This window comes from Planctomonas deserti, from assembly GCF_003067705.1.
Lineage (GTDB): Bacteria > Actinomycetota > Actinomycetes > Actinomycetales > Microbacteriaceae > Planctomonas > Planctomonas deserti.
Genome location: NZ_QANL01000047.1, coordinates 1 through 719, shown reverse-complemented (window position 1 = coordinate 719; position 719 = coordinate 1). Strand labels below are relative to the sequence as shown.

Sequence of the window (719 nt, the reverse complement as noted above, 5' to 3'; positions counted from 1 at the left end):
AAGGCATCACCATCACCACCCCGACCCAGACCGAGATCCTGGTCCAGGGCGCTGACAAGCAGGTCGTCGGTGAAGTTGCCGCCAAGATCCGTGCGTTCCGCAAGCCGGAGCCGTACAAGGGCAAGGGCGTGAAGTACTCCGACGAAGTCATCATCCGTAAGGAAGCCAAGAAGGCGTAAGTGCGAGTCCCTCGCAAGAGCCCGCACATCCATGTGCGGACTCCTCAGGGAAAAGCCCATCCTTCAGCTTTCAAGGAATAATCAAAATGAACAAGAACATCGCCCGCCTGCGTCGCGCCAAGTCGACCCGCGCCCACATCCGTGAGCTCGGCGTCGCCCGCCTGTCGGTGCTGCGCACCGGCCAGCACCTGTACGCCCAGGTCTTCACCGCCGACGGTTCCAAGGTGCTGGCTGCTGCCAACACCACCCAGACCGACGTCATGGAAGGTCTGAAGAACGGCAAGAACGCCGATGCCGCCGCCAAGGTCGGCCGTATCGTCGCTGAGCGCGCCAAGGCCGCCGGCGTCGAGAAGGTTGCCTTCGATCGTTCGGGCTACCGCTACCACGGCCGCATCAAGGCCCTGGCAGAAGCCGCCCGCGAAGCCGGCCTGCAGTTCTAAGGGATAAGGGCAGGGGACCTGTGGTCTCCTGCCCGCCTGCTCGCCAGCCTGAGCGAGGCTGGACGGCGCCATTCTTCTGCAGTGGCCCACCGGAACGACG

Annotated in this window: 2 protein-coding genes; both read left to right on the top strand. The window is 64.0% G+C overall.

Annotated features, from left to right (window positions below; genetic code table 11):
* Positions 1-5: 5 nt before the first annotated feature.
* Positions 6-179, top strand: a complete 174-nt coding sequence (locus DAI20_RS19450) for a 50S ribosomal protein L6 (RefSeq protein ID WP_497802637.1) — start codon at positions 6-8, stop codon at positions 177-179.
* An 86-nt stretch (positions 180-265) separates the two neighbouring features.
* On the top strand, positions 266-619 hold the full coding sequence (rplR, locus tag DAI20_RS19445; RefSeq protein ID WP_005408212.1) for a 50S ribosomal protein L18: 354 nt from the start codon (positions 266-268) through the stop codon (positions 617-619).
* Positions 620-719 lie beyond the last annotated feature (100 nt).